This window comes from Arenibacter amylolyticus (assembly GCF_002150785.1).
GTDB lineage: Bacteria > Bacteroidota > Bacteroidia > Flavobacteriales > Flavobacteriaceae > Arenibacter > Arenibacter amylolyticus.
On the sequence record NZ_MTAZ01000019.1, the window covers coordinates 115,819 to 140,020 of the forward strand.

Sequence of the window (24,202 nt, forward strand, 5' to 3'; positions counted from 1 at the left end):
ATTACAAACTAAAAACCTCGCGCTAATTCGACACAGGTGTTCGGATTGGGCAAAAGATCAAGTAAAATAATACGTTAGATGGAAGAGAATAAATTGGATTTAAACACCATTATCGGCTTTGTGCTGATATTTGGAATCCTTGTTTTTATGTTTTGGCAAAACCAACCTACCCCAGAAGAGTTGGAAGCGCAAAAAGCCAAACAAGAACAAATAGAGGCTGCCAAAACGGTACCGGCCGAGGCTAATAATACGGTACCTGTAGAGGCAATTCCGGTAAATGCCAACGATTCAATTGCTGTTGCCAATTATAAAAATGCCATGGGTGCGTTTGGATATACCACCCCCAACGAGGGAACTACCGTTTTGGAAAACGACTTGCTTTATTTGGAAATAAGCAATAGAGGTGGACAGATCGTAGAGGCAAGAATGAAGGAATTTGTTACTTACGATTCTATTCCTGTTTATCTGATAAAGGATAATAATTCTAGTTTTGGACTTTCCTTTTCTACCTCAGATAATAGGGTGCTAAATTCTAAAGACCTCTATTTTGAACCATCCTTATCTACTTCCGGAGATTTACAGGTATTGTCCATGAAGGCCAAGGTATCTGCAGATAAGTACTTGGAGTATAGGTATGAGATGAAACCAGAAGAGTATTTAGTCGGATTCCAAGTGCGTTCACAAGGGCTTAACGGGATAATAAACAGTAATAATCCCATTAATTTAGATTGGAGATTAAAGGGAATACGACACTCTAAAAGTGTACAGTACGAGAATAGGTATACCAGACTTACCTACAACCATAGTAAAGGTAAAATAAGTAAACTCTCCGAAGGAAGTACGGACGAAGAATTAGAAAATGATGTGAAGTGGTTGTCGTACAGACAACATTTCTTTAGTTCCATTTTGGCTAATCCCAACAATTTTGAATCGGCTAAATTGCAGTCGGTTAATTTAGTGGAGGAAGAAAGTCCTAGCCAAGGTTTTACCAAGGAATTTGCAGCAGAAATACCCTTAAAATTAGAAGCTGGGGAGCTAGCCTATAATTTAAATTGGTATTACGGACCTACAGATGTAAAGGTTTTGGCACAGTACAAGGAGTTGGGCCTTGAAGATTCTATTCCCTTTGGATGGGGAATCTTTGGATGGATTAACCGATATATGTTTACCCCCATATATACTTTCTTAAGTTCGTTTTTACCTTATGGAATTGCGATTGTGGTTATGACCATTCTTGTGAGATTGGCCATGTCACCAGTAACCTATAAGTCTTATTTGTCCCAGGCTAAGATGAAGGTGTTAAAGCCAGAAATTACCGAGCTTAATGAGAAGCACAAGGACAATCCTATGAAGAAGCAGCAAGAAACCATGAAGCTTTACAGTAAAGCAGGGGTGAGTCCTATGAGTGGTTGTGTGCCTGCATTGTTGCAGATGCCTATATTTTACGCACTGTTTATGTTCTTCCCTACTTCCTTTGCCATGAGGCAAAAGTCTTTCTTGTGGGCAGAAGATCTTTCGTCCTATGATGCCATAGCTCAATTGCCATTCACTATACCGTTTTACGGGGATCACGTAAGTTTGTTCCCAATTTTGGCCTCCCTTGCGATCTTCTTTTATATGATGATGACTACTGGTCAGAACATGCAGACCCAGCCGGGAATGCCAAATATGAAGTTCATTCTTTATCTGTCGCCCTTAATGATGTTGTTCTTCTTTAACAACTATGCTAGTGGACTGAGTTTGTACTACTTTGTTTCCAACTTAATTACCATTTTGATCATGTTAGTAATTAGGAAGTTTATTTTGGATGAGGATAAGATCCATGCCCAGATTCAAGAGAACAAAAAGAAACCAAAAAAGGAAAGCAAGTTCCAACGAAAAATGAGGGAAATGATGGAGCAGGCCGAGGAACAGAAGAAATTAGGGAAGAAGTAACAATTTCACCCTTATAAGAATAAGCTCCCAAGATTCGATATAAAATCGAGCCTTGGGAGCTTTTTGTTTGTTGAGCTTTGTGACTTAAAGTAGCTATCTCATGGAGGCGTTATGGACTATAGGCGTTAACATAATCGTTTGGTACTCCCTATGCATTATCACAGCTATTATAAGCTAGCCGCAAAATCTACTGCAGCTTGAGGTAGTAATACCTTATCAATTAAGTGTACTACGCCGTTAGAAGCTTTAATATCCACAGCAGTTATATTGGTATTGCTCTCCGAGGCATCTCCGATTACAAAAGTTTCTCCAGAGGCAATTACTTCAATACTATTTTCTGCATAGGCGGTAGCAACCATTCCCGCTGTTAAATCGGAAGCCATTATTTCACTAGGAATTACATGGAATAATAGGATGTCTCTTAATAAATCCTTTTCTGCCTGCGTATCAAAGTCGGCCAAACTGTTATAGTTGTCCCCAAGCGCTGCCAATAGGGCAACAAAGGCATCGTTGGAAGGAGCAAATACCGTGAAGGGACCATCTCCTTGCAATATAGCTACTAATCCGGCGTCTGCCTGTTGCAAGGCGCCAACCAAAAGACTTAGATCGTCTGTAGCTACAGCCAGCTCAACAATGTTCTTGGCCGTAAGGGAGGTAACAAAATCTATCGCTGCTTGTGGCAAAAGTACCTTATCTATTGTATGGGCTACCCCGTTGGATGCCATAATATCGGTTGTACCGATAGTAGCGTTCGTATCTGAGGCATCACCAATTACGAAGGCATCTCCAGAGGCGATAATTTCTATGTTATTATCTGGGTAGGCCGTAGCTACCATTCCAGCGGCTAAATCCGCTGCTAACACTTTTGCGGGAATGACATGGTATAAAAGAATGTTTTTCAATAACATAAGCTCTTCCTCTGTATCAAAATCGTCCAGGCTATTGTAGTTATCTCCTAGGGCATCCAAAAGAGCTGCGAAAGCATCATTAGTTGGTGCTAATACGGTAAAAGGACCTTCTGCGCCTAATGTTGCTTGTAAATCTACCTTAATTACAGCATCTTTTAAGACTGATAAGCCTTCTGTGGCAACAACAATATCTACCAGTGAGTTGCTTTTGTTAAGTTCGTCTAATACAGCCTGTGGTAGTAGTACTTTGTCTATGATATGAACGATACCGTTACTAGCCATAACGTTGGCTGAGGTAACATTTGCTTCTGTGTTAGTAGCATCCATTAGGGAAACTCCACTGTCTAAATTAACAGTGAGTGATTCACCCTGTACCGTTGTTAGCTCCTGACCATTAACTAAGTCTGTAGATTTAGCGCTAACTCCCGAAATAACGTGGTACGTTAAGATGGCGGCAAGCAGGTTCTTCTTTTCGTCCGTGTCAAAATCCTCTAGGGAATCGTAATTGTCCAAACTTGCAAACAAATCCGCAAATGCGGTATTGGTTGGGGCAAAGACTGTAAAAGACCCATCGCCACTTAAAGTAGCCACTAGATTATTATCAGCACTTTCATCTGCGGTCTGCAACGCGGCAACCAAATTGCTTAGAGCATCCGCACTTAGTGCAGTTTCAACAATGTTTTTACTGGGGATTTCTTCTTTCATATTGTCATCATCGTCATCGTTGCAGGATAAAATAAATAAAGATAATAGCATCAGGAAAGCCAATTTTTGAAAATTAATAAGTGTTTTCATAATAGTATGTTTAAAATGTTAAAAGCAAAACTGTTTAATGTTTGAACAATAAGTTTAAACAAAACTAAAAAAAACAATGAATTTAGCACTATGCTTTTATTTTGTTTATACTTTTTATATAAAAGTTTAACATATTCAGGAGTTTTTCTATGCTTTAAATTGCAAAATCATAATTAAAAAGGAGTTTTAACAGCTGTTTTAGCAATACGGTTTTGGGAAATCATTAAAAAAATATTCTGGGCCACCCAATTTCCAATTTTGTATTTTTGCACTATAATTCGATGTAATGAAAAAGGTAGTTGTAGGACTTTCAGGTGGGGTAGATTCCAGTGTAACCGCATATCTCTTAAAAGAGCAAGGGTATGAGGTGATTGGTCTTTTTATGAAAAACTGGCACGATGATTCAGTGACTATATCCAATGAATGTCCTTGGTTAGAGGATAGTAACGATGCCCTTATAGTGGCCGAAAAACTCGGAATTCCTTTCCAGACGGTAGATTTAAGTGCTGAGTACAAGGAGCGTATTGTGGACTATATGTTCCACGAATATAAAATGGGTAGAACCCCAAATCCCGACGTACTCTGCAATAGAGAGATAAAGTTTGATGTCTTTATGAAGATTGCTATGAAATTAGGAGCAGACTATGTGGCAACTGGGCATTACTGTAGAAAGGGAACCCTTACCAATCCAGACGGTACGGAAACCTATCAGTTATTGGCGGGGGTTGATGCCAACAAGGATCAATCTTATTTTCTGTGTCAATTATCCCAAGAACAACTATCAAAGACCTTATTTCCTATTGGGGAGTTATTAAAATCCGAGGTAAGGCAAATTGCGTCGGAGAATGAATTGATTACTGCCGATAAAAAAGATTCGCAAGGCCTTTGTTTTATTGGAAAAGTACGGTTGCCAGAATTTCTACAGCAAAAGTTAAGTCCCAAAAAAGGAGTAATTGTAGAGGTGCCTTCCGCATTGCCACAACTTCATAGCGAAATCCCAGAATTTGATTCTAAATTGGAGGAGCTTTCTTTCCATTCCCAAAAACCGGTCTATCAAATTACCGATGGTAAGGTGGTTGGGGAGCATCAAGGGGCTCACTATTTTACCAAGGGACAGCGAAAGGGACTGAATGTAGGAGGGACCAAGGAGCCCTTGTTTGTTTTGGAGACCGATGTGGAGGAAAACGTGATCTATACCGGACAGGGGAAAAGTCATCCTGGCTTATATAGAAAGACCCTCTTTGTAAATTTAGATGAATTGCATTGGGTGCGCTCCGATATGGCATTGGAGGTAGATCAAACCATGGAAGTAATGGCAAGAATACGCTACCGCCAACCCTTGCAAAAAGCAACCTTGTACCGAGTTGATGCGGGTATGTATGTAGATTTCGAGGAAAAACAATCCGCTATGACAGAGGGCCAGTTTGTGGCTTGGTATATTGGAGAAGAATTAGTAGGTTCGGGGGTAATATCTTAATGAACCATAAGTTCTTCCTACAAAGAGGGGGAGAATAGTGGTTATCCTTTAATAAGATCTTATTTTATAAATTAAAATCGGTACTATTTTCCTTCTAAAAGTAGGACAATCCATGCAGAACAGAATTACCTCACTTTTTAATATTACATACCCCATAATTCAGGCTGGAATGGTCTGGGCAAGTGGTTGGCGGTTGGCTTCAGCAGTTTCTAACGCTGGTGGTTTGGGAATCATAGGTGCCGGATCCATGTACCCGGAGGTGCTAAGGGAGCATATCATAAAATGCAAGAAGGCTACGGACAAGCCCTTTGGGGTAAACATCCCAATGCTGTACCCGGATATCGATAAGCATATGGAAACGATTGTGGAATTAGGAGTTCAAATCGTTTTCACTTCTGCAGGAAATCCTAAAACCTGGACCTCCTTTTTAAAGGAAAAAGGGATTACCGTGGTGCATGTGGTGAGTAGTGTCAAATTTGCACTAAAAGCAGAGGAAGCGGGGGTAGATGCTATTGTGGCGGAAGGCTTTGAAGCAGGCGGACATAATGGAAGGGATGAAACCACTACCTTAACCCTAATACCTTCTGTGAAAGAAAAAACTCATATTCCACTTATCGCGGCTGGCGGAATTGCCACAGGGAGAGCTATGTTGGCTGCCATGATTTTAGGAGCCGATGGGGTACAGGTAGGGAGTAGGTTTGTAGCAAGTAATGAAGCGTCTTCGCACCCTGCGTTTAAACAAAAAGTGGTGGAAGCCGGGGAAGGGGCTACTAAATTGACTCTAAAGGAACTTGCCCCAGTTAGAATGATGAAGAATAAGTTTTTTCAGGATATTCAGGATGCCTATGCAAGGGGTGCCACCGTAGCGGAATTAAAGACGCTATTGGGACGCGCCCGAGCAAAACGTGGCATGTTTGAAGGGGATCTGGAAGAAGGTGAATTGGAAATTGGCCAAGTAGCTGCCCTTATCCACGATATACGTCCGGCTGCAACTATTGTTGAGGATATGATGGCGGAGTTTAAACTAGCGCAAAAAGAAGTGGCTACCTTATAAAAAACCATAAGTTCCCAGAAACTTTACTCCAATACCCGAATGGTCACAAGCATCTGCCCAATGTGACGCTGACTGTGTTCCGCTGCGTGGGTTAAAAGTCCAAGCACCGTGGAGGGTAACTTCTTTCTACCTACCTCACGGGCTTGGGTAAGTTCAGATTCTGGTAAGCTTTTAAACAAATCAATTGCTTCCTCTACCTTGTCATGGAAGTTCTTAACCAATATTGAAACAGTTAGGTCTGGGTTGGATTCCCCTTCCTGTTTTAGAAATTGAAACTGCTGTTCGGTGAGCGACTTGCCCCGGGCATACGTCATGATGCGGTCTAGAACTCCCGTTAAATGCTGAATGTGAAAGCCCACCGAAGCACATCCCGATGGCCGTTCCCAAAGAAGATGATTGGGGAAATTGGCGGTATAGTGCACTAATTCCATGTTTGATTGTAGTAAGGCATGGGCTGCAGGTTGTAAAAAGGGGGAAATACCCTCAATAGGACCTCTAAGCCAAAACTCTGGTTCAGTTAAAGTAGTTGATGTTGCCATGGTTATTGTTCAGAATCAATCGTTGAAGTAATCTGATCTACTACGATTTTGGCCTTGTCTACTTCCATATTTTGCACATAGATATCTTGAATTCCCTGCATAGAGGAAGGAAATCCTGCCAATCGCCCAGATTCGGATTCATCCTTTACTATGGGGGTTATACCAATTTCTATAAGTGCTTCCTTAATTCGTCCCGAAACCAGAAAATTTCCAGAAAATATTTTTGTATACTCGTTAACCATAGCTCAGGGTTTTAGTGTAAATCTAAAGTTAATAAAAATTAGGGAACAGTAAACTTATATGGGCCCTTAATATAAATGAGGTCTTTATTCCTTTCCAGAAGATAAACTAGCGATTATTTTGGCAATCCTATATGCCCCTTGGAAGAATAGAAGCCAATAAAATACTTTTAGTACCTGCCAATGTAGTTGTTTATTTATTCCTTCTTAAGGAGGTAAATATCTCCTATCAATCTATTTAGCTCGTCGTCTAGAGTGCCGTTGTAGATGCCTCTAATCTGTTTAAGCTTATCTACAAGAACAAAGTTGGGTGTATGGATAAAATCTTGTAATCCGCCGTCCCCTTCATCAACGGCGGCAAAAAAGCTTCTTCTAGCCAAATCGTAAATGTGTTTTTTATCACCGGTAGTAATATTCCATTTGGAGGGGATTACCCCATTTTTGTCGGCATATTGGCGCAATACCGGGACACTATCTAAGTCTGGGGTCACGGAAAGTGAAAGTAGTTTTATCTCCGGGTCGTCCAAGAACTCATTTTGTAGTTTATTCATATTATTGGCCATTATGGGGCAAATGCTGGGACAACGGGTAAAAAAGAAATCGGCAACATAAATTTTGTTTCGATAGTCCTGTTCGGTGACTACCTTCCCCTCCTGGTTAATTAGGCTAAAACTGGTGATCGTATGGTTTGCCCCTTGTCCTTGTTTGATGGGATCTACCAATGCTGGATTAAAATCCTTAGGCTGGTAGACGGGTAGAGTTTTTTGTTCCCTAGCACCAAATCTATTAATAGAAACCAGGATAATGATGAATACTAAGATCATTACAACACTAATGTATTTTAGCTGTCCCATAGGCTATTTATTGGTAAGGCTATAGATTATTGGGTGTTTCCGTTAGCTATTTACAGAACGGGCCCATTAATAGCCAAATCGGCGTATTTCCAGGCGGTGTCAAACTCTTCTTTAATTTCCTGGGCTTCTTTCGTTTTATTTTGTGCCTCTAGGCTTTGGTGGAGTCCCATTAATGACCAACCGTTTTGTCTCAGTACTTCCAAATCTTCCTTAAAGCGCATTTCTGCCTCCCCGTATTTGCCCGCTTTTAAGAGTACTGCCCCCAAGGTTTGTCGTACCGGGATGTGCCATGCTGCCGGTTCGCTATAAATCAATTGGTCTTCAAAGCTAACGGCCTTATTGAGGTGTTCCACAGCTTTCTCAAGATCGCCTTCTGCGGCGGCAAGCTCCCCGGCCACCACTTGGTAGGCTACTTTCACGATGTTAGAGGACGGATTGGTATAATTGGCAATTACGCTTTCGAGGGCGGGATTTTCTTGCATCGCTTTTAAAGCATCCAATTCTTCCCTAGCTTCTATCAGATTGTTTTTTCGGATAAAAGCAATGCCCCTTGCATAATGCCATATAAGCTTTAGGTGTAGGTATTGATCCCCAGGATAGGGGGTAGTTAAGATTTCATTCCATTTTCCAAATCGGGAATAGGCTAAAAGAGGGGTAGCGGCAAAATCTTGTAAAAAGGGCAGATTTTCCAATTCCCCAATAGGGACCTTTTCAGCTGTTTTTTTGGCGGCCTCAATGGCGGTATGGCTATCCCCCAAAAGACTGGAGGCCGACCATAAAAAATGAAGGTTGTGTGGATAATACCCCAAAGGATACATGCCCTGTGCATAACACTGTGAAATATAATCCTCATCTGCTAAAATTGCAGCTTTATTGGATTCTACCGCGTCTTTATACCTGCCCACACGTATATAGATATGGGAAGGCATGTGTACTAGATGGCCCGCTGCCGGTATTAAAGATCCCAGTTTGTCTGCGCTGGTAACGGCTATGTCTGGATAGGGGAGCTCTACCATATGAATGTAGTAATGGTGCGCACCGGGATGGTTGGGGTTAATCGCTAAGGCACGTTCCAAGGCAGTCTTTCCTTTGGGGGTGTTCTTAGCCGGATTCCCTTCCTTATCCCAATAGTTCCAAGGGGTGGTATTCATCACTGCTTCCGCATACAACGTCTGTAGGTCTGCATCCTCAGGGAATTTCGCTGCTACTGCTGCCATTGCCCCCATGTAGGCCTCATTAAGCTGTACTATGTCTGCAGACAAATCCTCGCTATACCGATGGGTCAATGCCGTTATCAGTGCCTGTTCCTTTGGGGAGGCATCTGCAGCTAACTTTTTAGCTTTCATCAGGGCTTCGTATGCTTTGGTTTTGCGTTCGTCATCGGGGAGAGGATCGTTTATGTTGGGCCCCAGCACATAAGCCTGTCCCCAATAAGTGATGGCCGATTGGGGATCTAGTCTACTAGCTTCCATAAACGATCTGTGCGCCTCTGCATGATTAAAAGCGTAGGCGAGTTTTAATCCTTGATCAAAAAAAGACTGTGCCCTTTCATTCTTGGTACTTATCTTAAAATGATGGTTCCCCATATTCTCAAACAAAGGGGATATCTGCTGGGTAGTATCCACATTATTCAACATAAACTTGGCTACTGTACATTTCATGGAATACAGGGAAGCCTGCTGAGGCTTGGCAATGATGGTCCCCTCTTGGTTTTTTTCCGTTGGCACGGCAATTAAAATAAGAAGGACAAAACAGAGAATAATGGTAATTAATACTTGGGCTGACTTTGTTTTCATCGGACTGCGTTTTTGTAATTAATGAACCATAATCAAAATGGAAATGATGAAGGTTTTTAAGCAATTACTTGGCATAACTCAGGTCATTCTTACTATAATACCTGGTCGCTACGATATCATCCATAGTTATATCACAAGGGCTTCCGCACTTGTAGCGCCGTATAGGGCTAAAGCATTTGGTAATGAGAAGGGGCGTTAACTGTACAATGCGTCTTGAGGGGCGATTTTTTAAATTAACCTATGCCAATATAGACGCGCATAAACCAGCAATGGCTGTTCAAAAGAAATTTGTGGGGGATAAAATTCCTTGCTTTCGGGGAAATATTACAAAGTGGAATCAGTAAAACCTAGAGCCACTACCTCTAAAGTTAATTAATTTTTAGTTATGACGGAAGTGTTATGGAAATTATTAAAAATTGTTAGGGTTGGGATATAGGAGTCTGGCGGGTAATATTAATGTAAACCTCCCTATTCAATAGCCGGTATACGGTAATTGGTAGGATTGGTTGGGGCTATGTAATTACAACAGTCCCCTAGCTTTTATTTCCAAGTACTTGTTGATGGTGTTTACGGTTAGGTTTTCGGGTTTGCTAAGGATAGTCTGTATACCATGCTTTTGCAATTCGGTTACAATGAGTTTCTTTTCGTATATAAACTTCTCTGCGATGGTCTTCTCAAATATTTGTAGGGTGGTGGTTGCCTTTTTTTCTGAAAAATGATTTAGTTCTGTGTTCTCAAAGAAAATAACAACCAATAAGTGCTGTTTGGCAATAGCCTGTAAATAGGGGAGTTGTCTTTCTAGGGCATCCAAAGTTTCAAAATTGGTGTACAACAACAGTAGGCTCCTATGCGGTATATTTCTTTTGATATCGGCGTATAACATGCTAAAATCGCTTTCAACAAAATTGGTCTTAACATTATATAGGGTTTCTAAGATGAGGTTCATCTGAGCGCTTCGCCTTTCTGCCACCACCCTGTTTTCTATCTTGTTGCTGAAGGTAAACATCCCCGCCTTATCCTGTTTTTTTAGAGCGATATTGGAAATTACCAAGGTGGAGTTCACAGCGTAATCCAATAAACTAAGACCATTAAAGGGCATTTTCATTACACGTCCCTTATCTATGATGGCGTAGATTGGCTGTGAGCGTTCGTCTTGATATTGATTAACCATCAATTGCCCTCTTTTGGCCGTGGCTTTCCAATTAATATCACGTACGTCGTCGCCTAACACATAGTCCTTTATCTGTTCAAACTCCATGGTATGCCCAATTCTGCGTATTTTTTTAAGGCCATATTCATGCAATCGGTTGGTAAAGGCCATAAGATTGTATTTGCGGAGCTGTAAGAAGGAAGGGTAAACGGGAACCTCCTGTTGATAGCCAAATGTATATCTTTTGGCAACCAATCCAATAGGGGAGCGGGCAAAAATATTTAGATTCCCAAAGACATAGACCCCCCGTTGGGTGGGGCGTAGTTGATAGGTGAAGCGCTTGGAATTTCCCTTGTTTAAGGTGGCTAAAATTTTAAAATCCCGCTTTTGGAATTGATGGGGTACCTCGTCCAACACCTTAATGGTTACACGGAATAAATAGGTGTTAGAGATACGGACCTCTATGTCATTTGCATCTCCGTTAGATAACTTTTCGGGCACAGTACGCGCTCCTATAACTTTTCCTTTGGAAGCAAATAACAGCAATAAATCCGTTAAAACAAGCAAGATAAATATATAGAATAGCCATTTAATCACCCCTAGGAGGTGGGGAAATGGGTGGGAGAGAATAAACCCTAGCACCAGTCCGGTGAGTACGATAAAAAATCGTTTCTCTAGATAGGTGTTTTTAAAAAATTGCTTCAAAATGCTGATTTATTAAGGAATAAAACTTCTTTGACCTACCTGGGGATTTCCATAGTTTCAATAATTTGTGTAATCACCTTGTCTGGTGTCAATCCCTCCATTTCACGTTCTGGTGTTAATATAATACGATGTCCCAAAACGGCGATGGCCACTTTTTTAATATCGTCCGGAGTAACAAAATCGCGCCCGTTTATTGCGGCCATGGCTTTGGAAGCGTCCATAATGGCAATGGAGGCCCTTGGTGAGGCCCCAAGGTAGAGATTGGCATTTATCCGGGTGTTGTTTACAATTCCAGCTATATACTTCATCAAATTCTGCTCTATAATGATTTCCTTGATGGTATCTTGGTAAGCGCTAATCTGGTCTGCGCTGAGCACTGGGGCTATTTCTTCTTCCACTGCTTTATTTTTTTGTTGGTGCTTGCTTTCCAAAATCATGATCTCTTCCTCTAGAGAGGGGTAGTTTACCTTAATTTTAAAAAGGAAGCGGTCTAATTGTGCCTCGGGCAGTCTATAGGTACCTTCCTGCTCAATGGGGTTTTGGGTGGCAAATACCAAAAATGGGGCTTGCATTTTGTGTTCCGTCCCATCCATGGTAATCTGTCTTTCTGCCATTGCCTCAAATAGGGCGGCCTGCGTTTTGGCCGGAGCTCTATTTATCTCATCGATTAAAATAATATTGGAAAATAACGGCCCTTTCTTAAATTCAAATTCCGAAGTCTTTACATTAAAAATGGCCGTCCCTAAAATATCACTGGGCATTAGGTCTGGCGTAAACTGAATTCTATTAAAATCTACGCTCATAGTCCTAGCTAAGAGTTTAGCGGTCACGGTTTTTGCCACTCCGGGAACCCCTTCAATGAGAGAATGTCCATTGGCCAAAATGGAGATAATTAGAAGTTGAATCATATCCTGTTGTCCAATGATCACTTTCCCTAGTTCGGACTTTATCTGTGTCACGGAGGCCTGTAATTCACTAAGGTCTATTCGGTTCCTAAACTCCAATGGATTTTGGGCGTTTTCCTTTGATATTTCTTCCATGCTTATTTTTTAAATTGTTCTATTTTTTTATTCAGGTTGATGAGGTCTTGTTCGTTGTGTTGTTTGTTGGTTTTCAATAGGATTAGTAAATCGATCATCGCCTTGGTTTCTTCAAAGGATTTTCCTGATCTGGACGATAGCTCACTCACCGTTTTATCATTTATAGTGTGGGTGTTTATATAGTAACTACTCCTTAGAAACTCTAAAAAGTAATTTATTTTTTTGGAAATTAGATCGCTGTAATCCCGATGGTCATGGTAAATACCCCCAACGGTCTTGGCAAAATCTATGGAAGAGTTTTCCAAGGGAGGTATTACCGGGATGATGCGTTGTTCCCTTTTGCCTTTAAACAATACAAAAATTAAAATTCCGGTTACCCCTAAATAATAGGCCCATTTTAGAGCGGGTTGGTTAAGGACAAAGCGCATGGGAGAATCTATAATAACCCTCCCAGCTTTTTTGTAATTGTCCCAGTAAACCGGAGCTTGGTTTAAATACGAAAGCGCATTCCCAACATACTCCTGGTTGCCACCAAGCATATAATAGTTGGTAAAAGCTTGGGGTGTGGTATTCAAATAAAAATTCCCTTGTCCAAAGGATACTCGGATATAGTTGGGCCGTTTGGTGTTTTTTAGGGAATCCATGGGCAGTGATCCAACCCGTTCAGGGAAGGTAATATGTCCCAAGACCGTGGTCTTTACCGTGTCTACGGAAGTAAAATGGGTATTGTAGAGGCCACGGGTCATGGCATAGTTCCTATTAGGGAATGTGGGGTGGGTAAGCTTAATTTGTACACTATCTTCCTTAAGGGTAGGTAAAGACGCTATGCTTAAATTTAAAGTGTCCATTAGAAAGTTACCAAAACTAGTGGCGGCCAGAAAGGCATCATTACCAGCATCCACGTAATTTAGCAATTGGTTCACCTCCTGTTTGTCTAGTTCCAAATAATTATTGATTAAAAGGTAATTGGATCTTTTATCGGATTGGTGCTTGGATAGGGGGTTGTATAGGCTTTGCTCTACCTTAACTATGTTTTGGGCCGGAAATATTTGTGGCAATTCTTCATATAGCACATAGCACCCAAAAGGAATTTTATCTCCAGCGGTGTAGGAAGGTTTCCAATTGATAGGCCTAGGACGCACAATTTCTGTGAAAATTATGCCTAGTAGCACGGTTAAAAATAACCCGATAATGATTTTAGACCGTTTATCCATGGCTGCTTGGATTATTTATAAGATCAAACTTTGGTTGTGCAGCCCTATAGGCAGCTTCATCAATTTCTTGCTCCCCGTACCACACGCATTCATACAAATAGGAAATCTCCTTAAAGAGAATTTTAAGGGAGGGAGAAGTGATTTCTTGCTCGTAATCTTGATTGGTTTTTTTGTACTCCCAAGCAATAACATCATTGCTGGATAGGGTTTTTAAGGCTATCAAATATTGATACCGAATAGCAGATCGGTAGTTCTTTTGGTTAATCGCATTTGCTAACAAGGCCTCCAAATCAATTTGATCTATATGTTCTTCGGATAGATTGAGAGGATCTAAAGAAGAGGCTTTTTTATTGAAAATGTGTGAAACTTGCTGCCCCGTTAAAAATTTTATCAATAGATAAATAGCCAGTAGCCCCATAAGAAGGTAGATCACTACCTCTAATACTTTTGCAATGTCGGCAGGAATTTCTATTCCAAACAAACCGTGTAGCCCATCTGAAAGCCAGGTAATAGTTCGCAATACTAAATTTTGTGACTCTCCATCGGCAAGTTCGTAATTAAATTCCTTACCGTTATACTTATTGCTAAGGTCTTCCTTAAAGCTCCTAATCACCAAGGGGGTACTGTTATCTTCGGTCAGGACAAGGCTATCCTTAATCTCTTGGGAAAATCCCATGGAATAACTAAAAAATGCGAAAAGGGAATACAATCGTTTTCTCAAAGGTCTGGGCTTCCTATTTGGTCTATCTTGTTTCTAGTGTGAAGATTATATGTTTTTTCGTGCAGGGAGTAATATAAAATTCCGTTTACAAATTGTGATAAGCATTGCGAATATACCATAAGGATCAACAACAAGCAGGTACCCAAGGTGTAAACTATGGTGGGGACCAAGGAAGTGGTTAAATCTACATCGTTTTGCACCACGTGAAACGTATAGATGCCTACCAGGGTTCCGGGGATCATTAAAACCAATAAGAACAATAAGCCAATTAGAAACCCAAGGATAAAATTAACGCCTACTGCCCTCCAAAAGTTTTTGGAAACCAAATTCCAACCTTCTCCAAGAGCTTCCATGACCCCTCTTTTTTCTTTTAACATGGCAAAAAACGAGACCCCTACCCAGGCCATGAAAAAATATTGAACCACATATTGAGCAATCATTCCAACAAGTGGGATAATAGCCAAAATAACGGCTATGAGCATATATCCAAAAAATGCTAAGATCATCACTAAAATAAAGGCTAGAATATTTCCCATATTGCGCTTAACGGTTTCCCATACGGAGGACTTATTAATATTTTGCCCTTCTTGTTCTTCGTAATGAATCATATAGGAGGTGCTTAGACTATAATTGAGGATGGCGACCACAAGGAAAATAATAAAGAACAGGACACCGCCAATAATAAAGTAAGTCCATGGTTCCGAAGCGGTAATCATGCCTCCCAGAGGGTTTTGCTCATTGGCGATAAGGGCTAGCACCCCAGATACCATCAGGTAGCTAACTACCAGCAGACCAATAAGAAATACGCCGTTGTAGCTGATGAAAATATTGGTGAAGTTTTTGAGGTTCCTTTTTAGGAAATCAAAATACAAGGAAATGATATCACCAAAGTCCCTGTTTATTTTAAGTTCGATAAACTGCTGATCCTTTTCGTTCATTTTTTCGGTTTAGTAAGATGGGGTATAGAATATAATAGTATACAATAAGGGAAAATGAGGCTCCGATAATGGTTAACGCCAACCAGACCGACATATTGGAGTAGCGGGTTATAAATCCTTCTATAAATCCGGCAAGGATAAAAAAGGGAACGGTACTCACCACAACCTTTAGTCCGTCTTTAGCGCCCTTCATAAAGGAAACCCGCCTAGAGAATGTTTTTGGAAAAAGTATACTATTTCCCATGATGAGTCCGGCACAACCTGCCACTACAATTACCGATATTTCTATGGTGCCGTGTAGCCATATCTGTTTATTAGCTTCAAAAAAGACCTGTTGTGTATAAAAAAAGGTGATAAAAGCTCCTAGCATAACGCCATTGCTAAAAAGAATATAGGCGGTACCAATACTTGTAATTACCCCAAAAGCAAAAGCTAAAAATGCCACGCGTATATTATTGATGGTAATCCCTAGAAAGGACCCAATTTCACTGCCTCCCTTATAAATAGCGGTTGGGTCTCCCATGGCTATATTATTAAGGGTTTCGTTTATATAGGCATCTCCCAAAATTAGGCGTACAAAAGAATCGTCATAAAGTGAAGAGATACTCCCTATGGCTGCTGAGACGGCAAATAGTAAAAAAGCAAGGAGCAGGGTAGGGTGATATTGTTTAAAAAATAAAGGGAATTCGGTTTTCCAGAAATCTATGATCCTATTCCGACGCTCTTTTTTGTTCTTATATAGTTTTTGGTGGGCTTGTGAAGCCAAGGAGTTTAAATACAGTAAAGTCTTGCTGTCAGCATAATAGGTCTGTGCATAGGCAAGGTCATTGGTGAGTTTAATATAGGCATTGGCCAGTTGGTCTGGACTCATGTGAGCATTTAAGTTCATGGCCTTTTCAAATGCCACCCATTTTTCCTTATTTTGCCTCACGAAAGCAGCTTCACGCATAGTGGAATTGTTGTTGGAAAAATAAAAATAGCATTAATATGTCCAACCTTCAAATCAATACAACGCAAAATGTAATGCTCCACTATAAAATTGTTGGGGTTGGGGAGCGGATTATCGCTTTTCTAATAGATGGCTTTTTACTATACCTCTATGCGGTACTAGTACAATTCATAGGCACTGCTATTGGATATATTTGGGAGGATAGTTGGAGCCAGATAGGTTTGGTAAGCTTAATTTTTCTGCCTGCTATGTTCTATAGCTTGCTGATGCATAGCTTATTCAACGGGCGTACCGTAGGGAAGATGCTTATGCAGATAAGAGTGGTACGGGTAGATGGGACTCCAGTACATTGGTCTAACCTCTTGGTGCGGTGGATGCTTAGACTCGTAGATATTTGGCTATTCTTTGGTTCAGTGGGGATATTGGCTATTTTGTTCACGGATAAAAAACAACGATTGGGGGATGCAGCGGCAGGAACGGTAGTGGTTAGCACCAAAAAAAAGGTGAAGGTTTCACACACTATATTGGAGGAGGTAGAGGAAAATTATATCCCTACTTTTACAAATGTCACCTTGTTAACAGACAAGGATGTAAGGCTTATAAAGGAAACCTACCAAATAGCAAAAAGTAGCAGGGATTACAAAACATTAACTGTGCTGCGAAATAAGATAGAGCAGTTACTGAATACCCAATCCGATCTTTATGATATCCAATATTTGGATACAGTCCTTAAGGACTATAATTTTTATACCCAAAATATCTAGTTATGATGCACTTTGCTTTTGATGTAATAGGTACCGTTGCTTTTGCAATTTCGGGCGTAATGGTGGCTATGGATAAAAAACTAGATCTCTTCGGGGTTTTTATCATCGCTTTTGTTACCGCGGTAGGTGGAGGTACTTTAAGGGATGTATTAATAGGAAACACGCCAGTTTTATGGATGCAAGATCATATTTATATTTACATCATTACGGTTACAGTTATTCTATCCATCCTGCTGAGAAGTAAGATAAAGTATGTACGTACGTCTATCTTTTTGTTCGATAGTATTGGAATTGGCTTCTACACCCTGTTGGGAATTACCAAGGGACTTAGCGTGGGGCTGTCTCCAGTTATGTGTATTGCCCTAGGAACTATGACCGCTTGTTTTGGAGGAGTTATACGCGATATCCTCTGTAATGAGATTCCAGTTATCTTTAGGAAAGAAATTTATGCAACCGCTTGTATTTCGGGAGGTATAAGTTTTTTCTTGATACGGGAACTTCCGATAGATATACTCTATGCCGAAATTTTCACCATTCTTATAATCATTGGAATACGCTTATGGGCAGTTAAGTACCACATATCGCTACCCAACATTTATCGAAGTTTTAATACCATGGAATAAACTCAAAATCCCACCTGCACTTCTTTTGGGGTAATTGGTTTAGACCTTAATTAATTACTTCTGCTTTCTGAATGATGATGTTCTGGGAGGGCCAATCACCGTTGTCTACAGGTTGACGGTTTATTTCATCTACCACATCCATTCCCTCGATAACCCTACCAAAGGGGGTGTAATTGTTGTCTAGGTGGTAAGATCCCGGCTTGGTGACTACTATGAAAAATTCGTAGGGAGAGGCCAATTTATGGGGGTTATCCATATCACTGCTGGGCATAGATATGGTACCTCTGTGGTGTTTATGCCCTTTTCTTGTGTCCGGGGGCAAGAGGTATCTTCCTATTTCCCCACGTTTTTTGGCGGTCTCCATATTATCGGCGTTGCCTCCTTGGATGATAAAATCCTTTACCACCCTGTGAAAGTAGGTGTTGTTGAAATAGCCGTTTTTGGTTAGATAAATAAAGTTGGCCTTGTGGTAGGGGACGTTATCGTACAATTCTATGATGATATCCCCAAACCTAGTGGTTAGTTTAACGGTGTTTTCCGTTAGGGTCTTGTTGTATTCGTAGAAGAACTCAATGGCATTATCTTCGGTGAGTTTAAAGGGTTCTTCCTCTTTTTCCACCTCTTTCACTACTTCTACTTCCCCTGTCTTTTTTTCGGCTTCGGTTTTAAGGGAGTCCAAGGAATCCGATTTAGTCTGTACCTGAGGGACCTCCTTATTTTTAGTGGATGGTTGATCCTTACAACCGATGATTAGAAGGATAAGAAATACGCTAAATAAGTGAAACGTTTTAAAAGTCATAAACTTGGGTTATTTTTACTGGCTTCGCAAGAGGGAATACCTCATTTTAATTAATTTACGCGAAAAATACAAAAAAATAGAAATTGTGAATTTCAAGGATTTTGCCGAGCGCATGTCAAAAATAGAAAATCTAGATTTACCTGGAAGTGCGTCCCATCATAAAATGGTTCCTTTGTTCAGGCAAAAGGAATTGGCAGCTAGGGCTACGGAAAAAAGAAATCCGAAGAAAGCAGCGGTAATGGCCTTGTTTTATCCGGATATGGGTAACAATACCAACCTATTGCTAATTCTCAGAAACACCTATCCAGGGATTCATAGCAACCAGATAGGTCTTCCAGGGGGAAAGGTAGAAGTTGGAGATAAAAGCCTCTTAGATACGGCCTTGAGGGAAACCAGGGAAGAGGTAGGGGCAGATCCTGCCAATATTAGGGTCATCAGGCATTTGACAGATATTTTTATTCCCCCCAGTAATTTTGAGGTGACCCCTTATTTGGGACTATACCAAAAAGAACGCCCATTTTTGTTACAGGAGGAGGAAGTGGCCGAATTGGTTGAGGTTCCCTTGTACGAATTTATGGATGACAGAAAAATAATCTATCAAAAATTAACCACTTCCTACGCGAAAAATGTGGAAGTACCTGCCTTTAAATTAAAGGGTTACACGGTTTGGGGAGCCACTGCTATGATGTTAAGTGAAATTAAGGAACTATTTAAACAAGTGCTATAAAGCACTTATTTTGTAATTTTGAAAATTAACCAATAAAATATGGGCTTGTTTAAGAAAAATCCCTTTGGACATAATTTGTTTATTAAAAAATGGCTAATCCGCATCTTGGCGGTCATTACCCATAAACGATATAGAGGGTTTAACACCCTGGAAATAGAGGGATCCGAGATTATTCGTAATCTCCCCGATAGGAACGTTCTTTTTGTAAGTAATCACCAGACGTATTTTGCGGATGTGGTAGCTATGTTCCATGTTTTTAATGCCAGTTTAAGTGGTAGGGAAGATTCCATAAAAAATCTGGGGTACATTTGGCAGCCCAAACTAAATATGTATTACGTGGCTGCCGCAGAGACCATGAAAAAAAACCTGTTAACCAAGGTGATGGCCTATGCAGGCTCTGTTAGTGTAGAGCGTACTTGGAGGGCCGAAGGAAAAGAGGTAAAGCGCCAAGTGAAAATGAGCGATATTTCCAATATTGGAAAAGCCTTGGACGATGGTTGGGTAATTACTTTTCCCCAAGGAACCACTACGCCTTGGAAACCATTGCGTAAGGGTACCTCCCATATAATTAAAAAATATAAACCCGTTGTGGTACCGGTGGTAATAGACGGATTTAGGAGGTCTTTTGACAAAAAAGGACTTCGGGTAAAAAAGAAAGGGATTTTACAATCCATGGTTATTAAAGAACCCTTGGATATCGATTACGACAACGAATCCTTCGATTCCATCATAGAAAAATTGGAGTATGCCATAGAACAGCATCCTTCCTTTTTAAAGGTGCTCTCCAAAAAAGAATTAATGGCCATTGAAGAGGAGAATAAACAGCGAAAATTTAGAGTCTAAACTTCCATCTCTTTAAGCTCCTTATAGTTTTTGTTCAGTTTTTTTATCAATAGTCCGTAGAGTAAAAAATAGATACATCCCATAGCAGCGGTAACAATCACCCCTAATACTATTACCGTAGCCATCATGGTGATCTTTAGTTTGGCGGGATCTACTTGCTCCATAGAGTTGTCATAACCCATTGCTGCCATAGGGTCGTCGCTGAGGTATAAACCGGCGGCCATAACCAAAAATGAAATGAAAATTAAGGACAGGCAAAAAATGACATAGTATTTTACCGTCTTTCTTGTTTTTAAAATATTGGATAATAGTAGTTTGGCATTGTCCAAAGTAGATATTTCCTTATACCTTCTATAAAATTGATATATAAAAAAGAGGACTACGGAGTATTGAACGATACTGGATATCACCAAAAAGTTTCCTAATCCCAAATCCCGCCAAATTGCCAAGGTCTTGGACATGGACGGGGTTAGGTAAAGAAGGTGGGGAATTAGGAATTCCAATATGCTGATGATAAAGATCCACTTTACGATGGAGGAAGATTTTTTCCAGATCATCTTATAGATTTCATCGTAGCCTAATTGTGGCATTTGATCCCCTCTCTTTTTCCAATCTTTTTTTAGTAGTTCTAGTTCGTCCATTATCATTAGGGGTTTAAGATTGTGCGTAATTTGTTTTTAATCCTATTCATTTTTACCCGTGCATTTACCTCGGTAATACCTAGCGTATCTGCAATTTCTGTGTAGTTCTTTTCTTCTAAATAGAGGAATACAAGGGCTTTGTCTATATCGCCCAATTGTTTTACCGCATTGTACATCAGTTTTAGTTGCTGTTCTTCCGTAGGATCGTACTCATCTGCACTAATTTTAAAGATTACCGATTCGTAGTCTTGAGTGCGTATGTTTTTCTTGGATTTTCTATATAGGGTAATTGCAGTATTCAGCGCTACCCTATACATCCATGTACTAAACTTGGAGTCGCCCCTAAACTTTGGATAGGCCTTCCATAATTGAATCGTTATCTCCTGAAAAAGGTCTTTATGGGAGTCACGATCATTGGTATACAAAGTACATACCTTATGTACTATGTTCTGATTTTTCTCTAATTCCGTTACAAACTGATGCTCCAGGTCTTTGGTCACTTCACATTTTTAGTTGGTAGTCTACTATTGGTAGTGCAAAATAGGTTTTTGTTACAACCAAGTACTACAATAATTTATACTGTTTTATAATTATGGGGATCTCTTTCCAAAGTTCGATTAATTATAGCTATCTTCTCCTAACATTGGCAAGGTGCATGCTATTAGGATATTTCCATAGCATCGGTTTTTCGGGGATTTTTCCGAAACTACTTGTATTACCCTTAGACAAAGGTAGAAAAGTCTTACGTTTTTTTCCATAAGCAGTACGTTTTCCCATTTTGTTTCCATAAGGTTGCTAAGGTGGATAAAAACCAAATGATGATAGAGAACTTCTAGCATCTCGCTTTTGGTAGGGTGGAGCGTGCTGGGGAATGGAAGGAATAATAATGGAAACTTGTTATTCTCAGCTATTTCAGAAACCTTTATTTTTTTGCATATTTGGTAATATGAATATTCCGAAATCAAATTTTCCGAGAATTATTATTATTGGTGGTGGTTTTGCAGGAATCTCCATTGCAAAAAAACTAAGCGGGAAAGAGGTGCAGGTAGTATTGTTAGACAAGCATAACTACCACTGTTTTCAACCCCTGTTGTACCAAGTATCCACAGGGGGATTAGAGCCCGATTCTATTGCCTACCCCATTCGGAAAATACTAAAGGACTTTCCCAATTTCTTTTTTAGACTCGCAAATGTAGAAGAGGTTCTTGCTGCTGATAATAAAGTTAGGACCAATATAGGGGAGCTGGAATACGATTATTTGGTGGTGGCCACTGGTTCCGAAACCAATTACTACGGAAACAAAGGGATAGAAACCAATAGTATGGCAATGAAAACCATACCTCAGTCCCTTAATTTACGAAGTTTGATATTGGAGAATTTTGAACAGGCACTGCTTACGGATGAGCTTCACGAAAGGGACGCCCTAATGAATTTTGTAATCGTAGGTGCCGGACCCACAGGGGTGGAACTAGCAGGAGCTTTGGCGGAGATTAAAAAGGGGATTCTTCCAAAGGACTATCCCGACTTGGATACCAGGAGGGTGCAAATTAACCTGATACAATCGGGAGATAGGATTCTAAAGGAGATGAGTGAGAAAGCCTCCGAGAAAGCCGAAGAGTTTCTGGAGTCACTTGGCGTTCAGATATGGAAAAATATGCGGGTCACCAGTTATGATGGAAAAACGGTTACCACTAATACTGATGATACTTTTGACACCGCAGCTATGATCTGGGCAGCGGGAGTAAAGGGGGTACGTATAAAGGGTTTGGATGCCAAAAGGGTGCTTGCTCCTGGGGGTAGATTGGTAGTAAACCAGTACAATCAGGTGAAAGGATATGCCAATGTTTTTGCCATAGGGGATGTGGCCTGTATGCAAGAGGAGAATACCCCGTTTGGCCATCCAATGATGGCGCAGCCAGCTATACAACAGGGGAAAAATCTTGGAGATAACTTGGTGCGACTCCTAGAAAAGAAACCATTGCGTCCCTTTGTATATAAGGATAAGGGGAAAATGGCCACCATTGGTAGGAATAAGGCCGTGGTAGATTTGAAGAAGTTTAAGTTTCAGGGAGTTTTTGCTTGGTTCGTTTGGATGTATGTACATCTGTTTTTCCTAATTGGTTTTAGAAACAGAGCCGTGGTGTTTATAAATTGGGTGTATAATTATGTGCGTTTTGATAGGGAAGCGCGACTAATTATTAGGCCGTTCAATAGAAATTATGATGCCTTTAAAGAAGAGGGAGAGCACCGACTTCCCAAGGATTGAAATTGCCTTGTTTTGGGCAAGATCTCCTTATTGATGCAAGTTTACAGGCTTTCTTCCTCCCTGGTTGTTTTCCGTGGATGGTACTTCTCCATTACATCTCCTAAATGCACCCTGTCTAAATGCATATAAACCTCAGTAGTAGTAATACTCTCGTGTCCCAACATTTGCTGTATGGCTCTTAGGTCGGCCCCATTTTTTAATAAATGTGTGGCAAAAGAGTGCCTAAAGGTATGCGGACTAATGGTTTTCTTTAAGCCAATGGCATGGGCAAGCTGTTTTACGATGGTGAATATCATGGCGCGGGTTAGTTGGTGCCCCCTTCTGTTTAAAAACAAAATGTCTTCAGAACCTTTTTGTATTGGCATGTGTACCCGTACTTCCTTTCGGTATATGTTGATGTATTTTTTGTTGATTTTACTGATAGGCACAAATCGTTCTTTGTCGCCTTTTCCCACCACCTTTATAAAGTCTTCCTCAAAATAAAGGTCAGACAATCGTAATTCCAATAATTCTGACACCCTTAGACCACATCCGTAAAGGGTTTCTAATATGGCCCTGTTGCGTTCACCTTCGGGTTTGGAAAGGTCAATGGCTGCAATTAAACTATTGATTTCCTCCTCGGATAGGGTATCTGGTAATTTGCGTCCTACTTTGGGCGACTCTATAAGTTCCATGGGATTGTCTTCCCTATAATCTTCAAAAACTAAATAGTTGAAGAAACTTTTTAGTCCAGAAATAGTCCTAGCCTGCGATCGGGGATTAACCTGCTGCGCCAATTCGTAAATAAAGCGTTGTAAGGTGGATTTTGAAATGTAGATGGGACTTTCATTTATATTTCTAGATTCTAAAAACTGCACCAATTTTTCTAAATCTAACGCATAACTGCTGATGGAGTTTTTAGATAGTCCTCGTTCTATATTTAGGTAATGCTGATAATCGTGTATGGCATGCTTCCAATTCATAGGTTAAAGATAAAACGGATTTTGAAACTCCTTGTCCTTACTGCTCCATTTGTTTAAAACGCAGGTTAAATCTTACTTTTCTTAAGTATTTTATTGATATTTATAATATACGCAGAATACTTCCGTTTTCTTAATTAACGAAAATTTCTAATTATGAAAAGAATGTTTCTAGTGGCCGTTATGGCATTGTTTGGGTTTAGTGTACACGCTTAGGAAGGTTTTAAGGCAGGAGCACACCTTGGATTACCTGTAGGGGATGCAGC

23 protein-coding genes are annotated in these 24,202 nt (G+C 40.4%); 8 read left to right on the forward strand and 15 right to left on the reverse strand.

Annotation, left to right across the window (positions count from 1 at the left end):
* The first annotated feature begins 78 nt into the window (after positions 1-78).
* Complete coding sequence (gene yidC, locus BV214_RS09285; protein WP_086477222.1) at positions 79-1,935, forward strand: membrane protein insertase YidC; 1,857 nt, start codon at positions 79-81, stop codon at positions 1,933-1,935.
* Between the two features lie 167 nt (positions 1,936-2,102).
* Here yidC and BV214_RS09290 read toward each other — a convergent pair whose 3' ends face one another.
* Complete coding sequence (locus tag BV214_RS09290) at positions 2,103-3,638, reverse strand: fasciclin domain-containing protein (RefSeq protein WP_086477223.1); 1,536 nt, start codon at positions 3,636-3,638, stop codon at positions 2,103-2,105.
* A 286-nt stretch (positions 3,639-3,924) separates the two neighbouring features.
* Between BV214_RS09290 and mnmA the strand changes: the two genes are divergently transcribed.
* Together mnmA and BV214_RS09300 are read left to right on the forward strand one after the other, a co-directional pair.
* Positions 3,925-5,115 carry a tRNA 2-thiouridine(34) synthase MnmA gene (gene mnmA / locus BV214_RS09295; RefSeq protein ID WP_086477224.1) on the forward strand — a complete coding sequence of 397 codons (1,191 nt, stop codon included), beginning with the start codon at positions 3,925-3,927 and terminating at the stop codon, positions 5,113-5,115.
* A gap of 112 nt (positions 5,116-5,227) precedes the next feature.
* Entirely contained in the window at positions 5,228-6,169 is a 942-nt protein-coding gene (locus BV214_RS09300; RefSeq protein ID WP_086477225.1) for an NAD(P)H-dependent flavin oxidoreductase, read from the forward strand.
* A 23-nt stretch (positions 6,170-6,192) separates the two neighbouring features.
* Here BV214_RS09300 and BV214_RS09305 read toward each other — a convergent pair whose 3' ends face one another.
* The 10 genes from BV214_RS09305 to BV214_RS09350 form a co-directional block, all read right to left on the reverse strand.
* On the reverse strand, positions 6,193-6,708 hold the full coding sequence (locus BV214_RS09305) for a DinB family protein (protein ID WP_086477226.1): 516 nt from the start codon (positions 6,706-6,708) through the stop codon (positions 6,193-6,195).
* A 2-nt stretch (positions 6,709-6,710) separates the two neighbouring features.
* The gene (locus BV214_RS09310) at positions 6,711-6,950 is read right to left on the reverse strand and encodes a hypothetical protein (RefSeq protein WP_086477227.1); all 240 of its coding nucleotides are present in this window, start codon (positions 6,948-6,950) and stop codon (positions 6,711-6,713) included.
* Positions 6,951-7,144: 194 nt separating this feature from the next.
* On the reverse strand, positions 7,145-7,771 hold the full coding sequence (locus BV214_RS09315) for an SCO family protein (protein WP_245806770.1): 627 nt from the start codon (positions 7,769-7,771) through the stop codon (positions 7,145-7,147).
* Between the two features lie 80 nt (positions 7,772-7,851).
* Positions 7,852-9,597 (reverse strand): tetratricopeptide repeat protein, encoded by a 1,746-nt coding sequence (locus BV214_RS09320; protein ID WP_086477229.1) that lies wholly within the window; start codon positions 9,595-9,597, stop codon positions 7,852-7,854.
* Between the two features lie 520 nt (positions 9,598-10,117).
* Entirely contained in the window at positions 10,118-11,452 is a 1,335-nt protein-coding gene (locus BV214_RS09325) for a DUF58 domain-containing protein (protein ID WP_086477230.1), read from the reverse strand.
* 35 nt (positions 11,453-11,487) lie between these two features.
* Positions 11,488-12,492, reverse strand: coding sequence for an AAA family ATPase (locus tag BV214_RS09330; protein ID WP_086477231.1), 1,005 nt, complete (start codon positions 12,490-12,492; stop codon positions 11,488-11,490).
* A 2-nt stretch (positions 12,493-12,494) separates the two neighbouring features.
* A complete protein-coding gene (locus BV214_RS09335; RefSeq protein WP_086477232.1) occupies positions 12,495-13,706 on the reverse strand; it encodes a DUF4350 domain-containing protein in 1,212 nt (403 codons plus the stop codon).
* Positions 13,699-14,427: a DUF4129 domain-containing protein gene (locus BV214_RS09340; protein WP_140157744.1), complete on the reverse strand. Its 729-nt coding sequence runs from the start codon at positions 14,425-14,427 to the stop codon at positions 13,699-13,701. The genes BV214_RS09335 and BV214_RS09340 overlap by 8 nt, the downstream gene beginning before the upstream one ends.
* Positions 14,424-15,365: an Asp23/Gls24 family envelope stress response protein gene (locus tag BV214_RS09345; protein WP_086477234.1), complete on the reverse strand. Its 942-nt coding sequence runs from the start codon at positions 15,363-15,365 to the stop codon at positions 14,424-14,426. The genes BV214_RS09340 and BV214_RS09345 overlap by 4 nt, the downstream gene beginning before the upstream one ends.
* Positions 15,331-16,314, reverse strand: coding sequence for a stage II sporulation protein M (locus BV214_RS09350; RefSeq protein WP_086477235.1), 984 nt, complete (start codon positions 16,312-16,314; stop codon positions 15,331-15,333). Before BV214_RS09350 ends, BV214_RS09345 begins: the two co-directional genes overlap by 35 nt.
* Positions 16,315-16,352: 38 nt before the next feature.
* Here BV214_RS09350 and BV214_RS09355 point away from each other — a divergent pair, with 38 nt between their 5' ends.
* Together BV214_RS09355 and BV214_RS09360 are read left to right on the forward strand one after the other, a co-directional pair.
* Complete coding sequence (locus BV214_RS09355) at positions 16,353-17,078, forward strand: RDD family protein (RefSeq protein ID WP_086477236.1); 726 nt, start codon at positions 16,353-16,355, stop codon at positions 17,076-17,078.
* 2 nt (positions 17,079-17,080) lie between these two features.
* The gene (locus BV214_RS09360) at positions 17,081-17,701 is read left to right on the forward strand and encodes a trimeric intracellular cation channel family protein (protein WP_394334930.1); all 621 of its coding nucleotides are present in this window, start codon (positions 17,081-17,083) and stop codon (positions 17,699-17,701) included.
* Positions 17,702-17,747: 46 nt separating this feature from the next.
* Here the strand turns inward: BV214_RS09360 and BV214_RS09365 are convergent, their stop codons facing one another.
* Positions 17,748-18,500, reverse strand: a complete 753-nt coding sequence (locus BV214_RS09365; protein WP_086477237.1) for a peptidylprolyl isomerase — start codon at positions 18,498-18,500, stop codon at positions 17,748-17,750.
* A gap of 85 nt (positions 18,501-18,585) precedes the next feature.
* Here BV214_RS09365 and BV214_RS09370 point away from each other — a divergent pair, with 85 nt between their 5' ends.
* Positions 18,586-19,227, forward strand: coding sequence for an NUDIX hydrolase (locus BV214_RS09370; protein WP_086477318.1), 642 nt, complete (start codon positions 18,586-18,588; stop codon positions 19,225-19,227).
* Positions 19,228-19,266: 39 nt separating this feature from the next.
* Positions 19,267-20,070 (forward strand): lysophospholipid acyltransferase family protein, encoded by an 804-nt coding sequence (locus tag BV214_RS09375; RefSeq protein WP_086477238.1) that lies wholly within the window; start codon positions 19,267-19,269, stop codon positions 20,068-20,070.
* Here the strand turns inward: BV214_RS09375 and BV214_RS09380 are convergent.
* Both BV214_RS09380 and BV214_RS09385 read right to left on the reverse strand, forming a co-directional pair.
* Complete coding sequence (locus BV214_RS09380; RefSeq protein WP_086477319.1) at positions 20,067-20,711, reverse strand: hypothetical protein; 645 nt, start codon at positions 20,709-20,711, stop codon at positions 20,067-20,069. The two genes, BV214_RS09375 and BV214_RS09380, sit on opposite strands and share 4 nt — an antisense overlap.
* A gap of 5 nt (positions 20,712-20,716) precedes the next feature.
* Positions 20,717-21,211 (reverse strand): RNA polymerase sigma factor, encoded by a 495-nt coding sequence (locus BV214_RS09385; RefSeq protein ID WP_086477239.1) that lies wholly within the window; start codon positions 21,209-21,211, stop codon positions 20,717-20,719.
* 446 nt (positions 21,212-21,657) lie between these two features.
* Between BV214_RS09385 and BV214_RS09395 the strand changes: the two genes are divergently transcribed.
* Positions 21,658-22,977: an NAD(P)/FAD-dependent oxidoreductase gene (locus tag BV214_RS09395; protein ID WP_086477241.1), complete on the forward strand. Its 1,320-nt coding sequence runs from the start codon at positions 21,658-21,660 to the stop codon at positions 22,975-22,977.
* Between the two features lie 41 nt (positions 22,978-23,018).
* Here the strand turns inward: BV214_RS09395 and xerD are convergent, their stop codons facing one another.
* Complete coding sequence (gene xerD / locus BV214_RS09400; RefSeq protein ID WP_086477242.1) at positions 23,019-23,939, reverse strand: site-specific tyrosine recombinase XerD; 921 nt, start codon at positions 23,937-23,939, stop codon at positions 23,019-23,021.
* Positions 23,940-24,202 lie beyond the last annotated feature (263 nt).